Annotated in this window: 10 protein-coding genes, 1 other RNA gene and 1 pseudogene; all 12 read left to right on the top strand. The window is 45.0% G+C overall.

The window, feature by feature from the left end; genetic code table 11:
• Positions 1-133 precede the first annotated feature (133 nt).
• A pseudogene (locus HZA08_14800) lies at positions 134-697 on the top strand (potassium-transporting ATPase subunit B).
• A 36-nt stretch (positions 698-733) separates the two neighbouring features.
• Positions 734-1759 (top strand): GAF domain-containing protein, encoded by a 1026-nt coding sequence (locus HZA08_14795; GenBank protein ID MBI5194683.1) that lies wholly within the window; start codon positions 734-736, stop codon positions 1757-1759.
• On the top strand, positions 1756-2178 hold the full coding sequence (locus HZA08_14790) for a response regulator (protein MBI5194682.1): 423 nt from the start codon (positions 1756-1758) through the stop codon (positions 2176-2178). The genes HZA08_14795 and HZA08_14790 overlap by 4 nt, the downstream gene beginning before the upstream one ends.
• A gap of 179 nt (positions 2179-2357) precedes the next feature.
• Positions 2358-2585: a winged helix-turn-helix domain-containing protein gene (locus HZA08_14785; protein MBI5194681.1), complete on the top strand. Its 228-nt coding sequence runs from the start codon at positions 2358-2360 to the stop codon at positions 2583-2585.
• A gap of 72 nt (positions 2586-2657) precedes the next feature.
• Complete coding sequence (gene zapB / locus HZA08_14780; protein ID MBI5194680.1) at positions 2658-3029, top strand: cell division protein ZapB; 372 nt, start codon at positions 2658-2660, stop codon at positions 3027-3029.
• Between the two features lie 37 nt (positions 3030-3066).
• Positions 3067-3345 (top strand): cell division protein ZapA, encoded by a 279-nt coding sequence (locus tag HZA08_14775; GenBank protein MBI5194679.1) that lies wholly within the window; start codon positions 3067-3069, stop codon positions 3343-3345.
• A 15-nt stretch (positions 3346-3360) separates the two neighbouring features.
• Positions 3361-3541: non-coding RNA, 6S RNA (gene ssrS / locus HZA08_14770), on the top strand.
• Positions 3542-3548: 7 nt separating this feature from the next.
• On the top strand, positions 3549-3803 hold the full coding sequence (locus HZA08_14765) for a hypothetical protein (protein MBI5194678.1): 255 nt from the start codon (positions 3549-3551) through the stop codon (positions 3801-3803).
• Positions 3804-3933: 130 nt separating this feature from the next.
• Complete coding sequence (locus HZA08_14760) at positions 3934-5250, top strand: replication-associated recombination protein A (protein ID MBI5194677.1); 1317 nt, start codon at positions 3934-3936, stop codon at positions 5248-5250.
• A 1-nt stretch (position 5251) separates the two neighbouring features.
• Positions 5252-6805: a ribonuclease Y gene (gene rny / locus HZA08_14755; protein MBI5194676.1), complete on the top strand. Its 1554-nt coding sequence runs from the start codon at positions 5252-5254 to the stop codon at positions 6803-6805.
• Positions 6806-6910: 105 nt separating this feature from the next.
• Positions 6911-7693: a TIGR00282 family metallophosphoesterase gene (locus HZA08_14750; protein ID MBI5194675.1), complete on the top strand. Its 783-nt coding sequence runs from the start codon at positions 6911-6913 to the stop codon at positions 7691-7693.
• Between the two features lie 164 nt (positions 7694-7857).
• Complete coding sequence (locus tag HZA08_14745) at positions 7858-9240, top strand: exodeoxyribonuclease VII large subunit (protein ID MBI5194674.1); 1383 nt, start codon at positions 7858-7860, stop codon at positions 9238-9240.
• Positions 9241-9678 lie beyond the last annotated feature (438 nt).

The following is a 9678-nucleotide window of genomic DNA, read 5'->3' as shown; positions in this document are numbered from 1 at the left end:
GAAAATCAACCCCATCCCCACCCTACCCCTCCCCTTGAAGGGGAGGGAATCAACATAGCTCCCTCTCCCTCAGGGAGAGGGTTAGGGTGAGGGTGGGGTTTTCATTGCCCTTTATGAGCCCTCGGCTCATGACAGTTCATCGCAACTGAAAAAGGGTGATCTTGTGTTAGTTGAAGCCGGCGACATTATCCCCGGAGATGGTGAGGTTGTGACAGGTGTAGCTTCAGTAAATGAGAGTGCCATAACCGGCGAGAGTGCGCCGGTTATAAGAGAGAGTGGAGGCGACCGGAGTGCCGTTACCGGAGGCACCATGGTGTTATCAGACTGGCTGGTGGTAAGGATCTCAGCAAATCCGGGGGAGGCTTTTCTTGACAGGATGATCGCCATGGTTGAGGGTGCCAGCCGGCAAAAAACGCCGAATGAGATAGCGTTAGATATTCTTCTTGCCGGGCTGACCATAATCTTTCTGCTTGCAACGGCAACACTTCTTCCATTTTCTATATTCAGCGTACTGGCTGCAGGCCAGGGGTATCCTGTTACCCTGACGACCCTTGTTGCGCTCCTAGTCTGTCTGATCCCAACAACTATAGGGGGGCTCCTTTCCGCCATTGGTATTGCCGGTATGGACCGGATGATCCATGCTAATGTAATTGCCATGTCCGGTCGTGCGGTGGAAGCGGCCGGAGATGTGAATTTAAATCTGGGGACACCATACTTAATTTAACAATTAAGTATGGTGTCCCCAGATTTTAGGCATCCGCTTGACCAAAGGGAGCTGAGTGTTTCCCAATGGGCATTTGACCACCGTCAACAGGCGGGCTACGGGACAGACACCCTTCCCGGTGCAAAGGCTTTATACATGCCACTAATAGCATCCTCAAGAACTGTAGGAGTGATAGGAATTCTTCCCGGCTCCTCTGCCGGCGCATTTGATCCTGACCATATCCATGCCCTTGAAAGTTTTGCAAATCAGGTGGCAATGGCAATTGAGCGTGCATTTCTTGCAGAAGAAGCTCAACAGTCGCTGCTAAAGGCTGAGACTGAAACTCTCCGCAATACACTTCTCAGCTCTGTTTCCCACGATTTGCGCACCCCCCTTGCAGCGATTACCGGGGCTGCGACAACATTACTCCAGCAGGATGTTGCAATTGATCAGTACAGCCGGAGAGAACTTATACAGACCATCTCTGAGGAAGCTGAACATTTAAACCAGATCATCCGTAACGTACTTGACATGACCCGCCTTGAGTCAAAGACAATCATTGTAAAGAAAGAATGGCAGTCACTTGAAGAGATAGTCGGGGTGGTGCTCAATCGTCTTACTGATAAACTCAGGGACCATCCTTTATCAACCAGTATGCCTGAAGATTTACCCCTGATCCCCTTTGATCCCCTTTTTATAGAACAGGTCCTTATGAATCTCCTTGATAATGCATTTAAGTATTCAACTAAGGGGACACCTATAGAGCTTTCTGCCATGATAAAGGGAACTGAGGCTGTGGTTGAACTTGCTGATAGAGGGCAGGGTATTCTACCCGGAAGCGAAGAGCGGATATTTGAGAAGTTTGTACGCGGGTCTGCTGTGGGCGGGGGGATAGGGCTGGGTCTTACCATCTGCCGGGCTATAATTACCGCCCACGGAGGCCATATCTGGGCAGAGAACCGTTCAGGCGGAGGTGCTGTATTCCGGTTTACTCTTCCTTTGGAGAGTGAACCTCCAAGGCTTGAACAGGAAAACGATTTGGGTGATAGTGCATGACAGACATACAAGGATTGATTATGTTAATTGAAGATGAACCTCAGATGCGTCGTTTTCTCCGCATAACTCTTCAGGGGCACGGCTATCGTCTCATTGAGGCTACCACCGGACAGGATGGGTTGATACAGGCTGCAACACGAAATCCGGATGTCATACTGCTTGATCTCGGGCTGCCGGATATTGATGGACTTGAAATTACCAAGAGACTCCGTGAGTGGAGCCAAATTCCGATAATTGTACTTTCTGCGCGCGAACAGGAAGAGGATAAAATAAATGCGCTTGATGGCGGTGCAGATGACTATCTGACGAAACCATTTGGTGCGGGAGAACTGCTTGCCCGGATTCGTGTAGCCCTACGTCATATTTCTATAAAGCATAACGGCAGTGATGAGCCGATCTTTTCTATTGAACTCACATGAACCGAGGGTTCACAAAGGGCCATGAAAATCAGCGGGACAAGAAAGTCCCGCCTATCCTCGTAGATAGGGATAGGCGGGGTTTTCTTACCCCGCCGGAGGTTATTTTCGGATGAAACCTTAAAGTTGACCTCACGAAACGACAGGTATTCCTTGATAATAAGGAAGTACATTTAACGCCTATTGAATACCGGCTTTTGTCGGTACTTATCAAACATGCAGGTAAGGTTATGACACACACTCAACTTTTAAAAGAAGTGTGGGGAGCGGCTTATGTCAGGCAGACTCATTACCTGCGCATTTATATGGCCCAGCTTCGCCACAAGCTTGAAGCAGACCCTACCCGGCCGCATTTCTTTATAAATGAACATGGTGTAGGATACAGGCTCAGGATTGACACACACACTTAAAAAAGTGTATAGTCACCACATTGTTTTAAGAAAAGTTATGAAATTTTTCAGACATGAGGGATGAGGTGACAGATGGATGATTTCGTCCGGCAAATCCCAATTTTTTCAGTCAATAATAGCGTAGATATTAATAATGCAGCCAACAAGAGTGTAACAAACAAGAATGTAAAAAGAGGAGATGTGCCAATGAGTTTAGACAAGATCAATATGCTTGAGGACAGGGTGTCGGAGGTACTGGATTATATAAAGGTACTTCAGAAAGAGAAGAATGAACTTGAACAGCAGATAGAGGAAAAGGATAAGGCATTTAAAGAACTTCAGGGACAGATTGAAGAATTCAAAAAGGTTGAAGATGAATTCAACAGGATTAGAGATGAAAGGGTTGAGGTACGTTCAAGGGTTGAAAAGATTATAGATACCTTAAAAGGCATAGGCGGCGAATAGTAACAAGTTAATCGTAATGACTTAATGGACAATATATATGGGTGTGGAAGTAGAGATATTCGGTCAGCGGTTTATCATAAAGAGCGATGAGGATCAGGCTTATATCCGTAAACTTGCCGAATATGTGGATAAGAAGATGAATGAAGTGAATGGAAAGCTTCAGTTGTCTACACCGCGTAAGGTTGCAGTACTTGCCGCACTGAATATTACCCATGAACTTTTTAACATGAAAAGGGAGATGCAGGAAAAGGATACTGATATAGCAAATCGGGCTGACAGGCTTCTGGAGCTTATTTCTATTGAATTCAAAGCCTGAATTTGCTAATATGAATCAGCCCTGCTGTGCAGGTGATATAAAAGAAATTTTGACCTAACATTTTTGAAACGGGAACTCTGTCCAGGGAAACGGTGTGCAGGCCCTCTAATCAGGGAAGCCTAATGTTTCTACCAGAGGACCCACTTGGTTTACCCAGGTTTAAATTTCTTTTATACACGGTACAAGTGGGGCGGAAAAGAGAAATGGTCTTGCAAACGGGTATAGATTGTATGGATAGATTGATGGAAATATTGATGATGATATTGATACTGGTACAGGTTTATTATGTTTTAGGTGAAACAACTTTGTGGTTAACTCCGGAGAGTAAAAATATCAATTACAGGGAATTCAAACATCGTATGATGAAGGTTCCTTTAACAGTCAGCAGGTCATCAATAAAATCTTTTATACCTTTCTATAGTTTTATCCCAATTTCTCTTTTTCCAAAAACAACATAAATAGTAAGCAGTGAACAGATGAAAATCAGCGGGACAAGAATGTCCCGCCTATCCTCAATTTATTCATGTTATTCATGGAATTTATTCATGGATAGGCGGGGTTTTCCAACCCCACCGGAGAGATTTTCGAATGGATACCATAAATTTAAATCAAAAGACAGCCCCCCTTGCCTGGCGCATGAGGCCTAAAAGGCTTGAGGATTTTGCCGGCCAGACACATGTAATGGGCCACGGCAGGTTATTAAGGCGGGCTATAGAATCGGATAAGATAAGGTCATTAATCATATTCGGGCCGCCCGGAAGCGGAAAGACTGCTCTTGCCCATCTCATTGCTGATCTGACAAAGGCAAACTTTATGGAGATTAATGCCGTAACCGCCGGTATCGCCGACATCAGAAAGGCCATAGATAAGGCAGAGGAGTGGAGTGTAAAAAAAGGCGAGCGCACGATATTATTTATAGATGAGATACACAGGTTTAATAAGGTCCAGCAGGATGCCCTTCTCCCCCATGTAGAACGCGGGATTATTACGTTAATAGGTGTCTCAACCCAGAACCCGTTTTTTTCCATTATACCGTCTTTGTCATCAAGGTCGCTTGTCATAGAATTCAAGAGCCTGAATGAGAATGACCTCAAGGTCGTTCTGGATAGGGCGATTAGAGACAAAGAAAACGGTATGGGGAATTACAATGTCCGTCTTACAGAAGATGCAGTACAGCACCTGATACGTTCTTCAGAAGGTGATGCAAGGAGGCTTTTAAATGCACTGGAAACAGGCATCCTTACTACTAAACCGGATGACAAAGGAGAAATACAGTATGATCTAAATGTAGCAACAGAATCGGTTCAGAAGAAGTACATCCAGTATGAAGACGGGGACAGTCATTATGATACTATCTCTGCCTTTATAAAAAGCATGAGGGGTTCTGACCCTGATGCAGCCCTCTACTGGCTTGCAAAGATGATCTATGCAGGCGAAGACCCACTGTTTATCGCACGCCGTATTGTTATATGTGCCTCTGAGGATATCGGTTTGGCAGACCCCAATGCAATAACAGTAGCCGTGTCTGCATTACATGCACTGGAGGCCATAGGTATGCCTGAGGGGAGGATCCCGCTTGCAGAGGCCGCAGTCTATCTGGCAACTGCCCCCAAGAGCAATACCTGTTATGTCGGGATAGATAATGCACTCAGGGATATTGAAAACGGAAAGGTCTTATCTGTTCCTGACTATTTAAAGGATAGTCATTACAAGGGGGCATCGAGGCTCGGCAGGGAGATGGGGTACAAATATCCGCATGACTTCGGAGGTTATGTGGAACAGGCTTATACACCGGAAAAGTGTAGTTATTATCATCCGACTCCCAATGGGTTTGAGGGGGAGATTAGCAGGAGAGTTGACGCTGTTAAAAATAAAAGAAGTCCAACAATAGTACGAGGTAAATAATATGGAATATATAGTGTTATTAATTGCAGGATTGGTAATCGGTGCAATTGCAGGATATGTTGTAAAAGGCCGCAGCATGGTTAATCCGGTTAAGGATGCACAGGAGGAGGCTGAGAGGATACTCAGGGATGCACAGAAAGAGGCTGACAACAAAAAGAAAGAGTCTGAGATAGAGGCAAAGGACAAGGTATTTCAGGCAAGGCAGGAGATTGAAAAAGAGACGCAGGACAAACGCACTGAATTGTTAAATCTTGATAAAAAGCTCTCCCAGAAGGAAAATCATCTTGATAAGAAGAGTGACCAGGTGGAGAGACGGGATAATGAATTACACAGGCGGGAAAAGGAACTCACTGTCCGTGAAAAGATGGCTAATGAGAAGATGGATCAATATGAGCAGGCCCTCCGTCAGCAGAAGGAGCAGTTAGAGCGTATTTCATGCATGTCATCTGAGGATGCAAAGAAATACCTTATGCAGACAATGGAAGACGAGGCAAAGTTCGAGGCTGCAAGGGAGATGAAGCGTATTGAGGAAGAGGCAAAGAGTACGGCAGAGAAAAAGGCGAAAGAGATAATCTCAATCGCAATCCAGAGATATGCAGGCGAGCATGTTGCAGAGACAAGCGTATCTGTTGTTAATCTGCCCAATGAAGAGATGAAGGGCAGGATTATCGGCAGGGAAGGACGGAACATCCGTGCACTTGAGAGTGCAACAGGCGTTGACTTTATAGTTGATGACACACCGGAGGCAGTAATCATTTCAGGTTTTGACCCTGTCAGGCGTGAGATTGCAAGGCAGATACTTGAGAAACTTATATCAGACGGCAGAATACATCCGGGGCGTATTGAAGACCTTGCTGAAAAAGTAAAGAAGGATGTTGAGAAGAATATGAAAGAAGAGGCTGAGAAGGTGCTGTTTGACCTTAATGTTCATAATGTACATCCAGAGATTGTAAAACTGCTTGGCCGTTTAAAATACAGGACGAGTTATGGTCAGAATAATCTGATGCATGCAAAGGAAGTGGCTGTTATCGCCGGTATCATGGCAGCGGAACTTAAATTGGATGTGGTTCTTGCCAAGAGGGGGGCATTACTTCATGACATAGGTAAAGCTCTTACACATGAGCATGAGGGTACACATGTAGCCCTTGGTATGGATGTGGCAAAGAAATATGGTGAGAATCCAAAGATTATAAATGCTATAGGGGTACATCACGGAGATGTAGAGGCTATCTGCCCAGAAAGTGTAATTGTTGCCGCGGCTGATGCACTGTCAGGTGCACGTCCCGGGGCAAGAAGGGAGACCTTTGAGTCATACATTAAGCGCCTTGAGAACCTTGAGAAGGTGGCAACAACATTCAAGGGCGTTGAGAAGGCTTATGCAATATCTGCCGGCAGGGAGATACGCGTCATAGTAAAACAGGAGGATGTCTCTGATGTCAGTGCATCACAGTTAGCCCGTGAAATGGCAAAGAAGATACACGACGAACTTACCTATCCGGGGCAGATAAAAGTTACAGTGATAAGAGAGAGCAGATATGTGGAGATGGCGAAGTAAGACAGTGAATGGTGAATAGTGAATAGTGAATGGTGAATGGTGGTGAGCGTGTAGTTTCTGTTTACTATTTACCATTCACTATTCACTGTTTTATTTGGAGCTTACGTGAGGATACTTTTTTTAGGGGATATTATCGGGGAGACCGGGAGGAAGATTGTTGCACGGCGGCTTGATAATATTACTGATGAGTACAGGATAAACCTTGTTATTGCCAATGGTGAGAATGCGGCCGGAGGTTTTGGTATAACCCCTAAGATTGCTGATGACCTGCTATCACTTGGCATTAATGTATTAACCTCAGGCAATCATATATGGGATAAAAAGGAGATACAGCCTTATATCGAAAAGGAGAGGAGGCTGTTAAGACCGGCGAACTATCCTGAGGGTGTGCCGGGTTTTGGTGATGCGACTGTATATACCAATTCAGGCGACAGGCTTGTAATCTTAAATCTCGTCGGGAGGGTCTTTATGGGGAATTACGACTGCCCATTCCGGTATTTCAAACGTGAAATAGCCCGCCTTAAAGCAATTTCAAAGACCATCATAGTTGATTTTCATGCAGAAGCTACCTCAGAGAAGATCGCCTTTGCCTGGGTTGCAGATGGAGAGGTATCCGCAATCATAGGGACGCATACACATGTGCAGACCGCAGATGAACAGATACTACCCAAGGGCACGGCATACATAACAGACGCAGGAATGACAGGTTCAACGAATTCCGTTATAGGCATGGAAAAGGATACTGTAATTGAAAAGTTCCTGACACAAATGCCCAGACGATTTGAAGTTGCAAAAGGCCACCACATATTGTCAGGCGTAGTCGTTGATATAGATGAGACAACTGGCAAGGCCGTGTCTATTGAGAGGATTCAGATTAAGGATAGTTAAAGAAGGGTAATAGGCTGAAGGTAGAAGTAAGAAGGTTGAAAGTTGATGGTTGGAGGTTGATAAGGGATGTTTTTTCTAACAACTAATCACTAACCACTGCCTTTATGAAATTCCCTCCCCTTCAAGGGGAGGGTTAGGGTGGGGATGGGGTTATCTCCGATTCAATGATTCCAGAACGTCATATCCTTACAGTATCAGACCTTACAACCTTAATTAAGGTTACCCTTGAGGACTCATTCTATGATGTATGGGTTGAGGGAGAGATATTTAATCTGCGTGTCCCTTCGTCAGGCCATGTCTATTTCACCTTAAAAGACAACTCATCTCAGATAAAGGCAGTACTCTTCAGGTCTTCCTCCCGTTCAGTTAAATTCATTCCTAAAGACGGACTCCATGTTATTTGCCGCGGCAGGGTCAGCGTATATGAGCCTCGCGGTGAATATCAGATCATTGTTGATTATATGGAGCCAAAAGGGGTTGGTGCACTCCTTCTGGCCTTTGAGCAGTTAAAGGAAAGGTTATCAAAAGAAGGTCTGTTCGATGAACATAGAAAAAGGCCGATACCGGCTTTTCCCAAAAAGATTGGAATAGTCACATCGCCCACAGGTGCGGCCATACGGGACATCTTAAAGGTTATTGAAAGGCGTTTTGCAAATGTTGAGATAGTAATAGCACCCGCATCTGTTCAGGGTGAGAGTGCTGCACCGGAGATAGCAGCGGCAATTGCTGAACTCAATAATTTTGATGACATTGACGTTATTATTACCGGACGTGGAGGCGGCGGCATAGAAGACCTCTGGCCGTTTAATGAAGAGATAGTTGCACGCGCAATCTTTAATTCGAGGATACCGGTTATATCAGCAGTCGGTCACGAGATAGATTACACCATTGCAGACTTTGTGGCTGATTTAAGGGCGCCCACACCATCAGCCGCAGCAGAGATGGTTGTAAAGAATAAAGAGGATGTTCAACGACATATTGCAACGCTTTACTCAAGGCTTATCTTTGCAAAGAAGACCTTCCTTGATAAAAAGAAAGAGAAGATGCTTGCACTAAGCCGCAGGATTTTCAACCCTGAGAGGGATATAAACAGATACATCCAGAGACTCGATGATATAGATGTTCGGATGAATGCTTCTGTACAAAGATTATTAAAAGACAGGCGTTATCATGTAGAGACTATGTTTAAGGGTATACATTCCAACAGCCCGGCACAGAATCTGCTATTAAAGAGGCATAAATTAGATGCCCATACAATCGCCATCTTCAAAAATATCTCTCAAATTATTGCCGGAAAGACCAGCTCATTTCATATAGCCGCCGCAAGGCTCGACAGCCTAAGCCCCCTCGCCATCCTCTCAAGAGGCTACAGCATCACATCAAAACTGCCATCTCTCTCAATAGTGAAATCATCCAGAGAAGTCCAAAGCGGTGATAAAGTCAGGATCAGGCTTCATGAAGGAAGCATAAAATGTGTTGTGGAAGAAGTGGATTCCTGCTTAGATTATCCCCCCTCCCCAGATTGGAATGACGGGAGGGGGTGCTAAGTTTATTCCCTCCCCTTCAAGGGGAGGGCCAGGGTGGGGATGGGGTAATTCTCGGATGAACCGTCATGAGCGGGGCGCTCACAAAGGGGGATGAAAATTAACCACAGAGAACACAGAGGGTAAATATTATTAAAACCTTATAATCAGTTTATTTATCTGTGTCCTCCGATTTTACGGTTTAATACGTCTTGATATAGTAAGTATATATAATTTAAAGGAGGAGGGCACAGAATCTTATAATATGGGAAGTCTATTAAATATATTATTTCTCTGTGTTCTCTGTGGTTAAAATGAAGGATTTTCGGATGAACCGTCATGAGCCGGTGGCTCACAAATGGCAATGAAAACCCCACCCTCACCCTAACCCTCTCCCTGAGGGAGAGGGGGCTATGTTGATTCCCTCCCCTTCAAGGGGAGGGGTAGGGTGGGGATGGGGTT

Source organism: Nitrospirota bacterium, assembly GCA_016212215.1.
In the GTDB taxonomy this organism is placed as follows: domain Bacteria; phylum Nitrospirota; class 9FT-COMBO-42-15; order HDB-SIOI813; family HDB-SIOI813; genus JACRGV01.
This window is presented reverse-complemented; position numbering and strand designations above follow the sequence as displayed.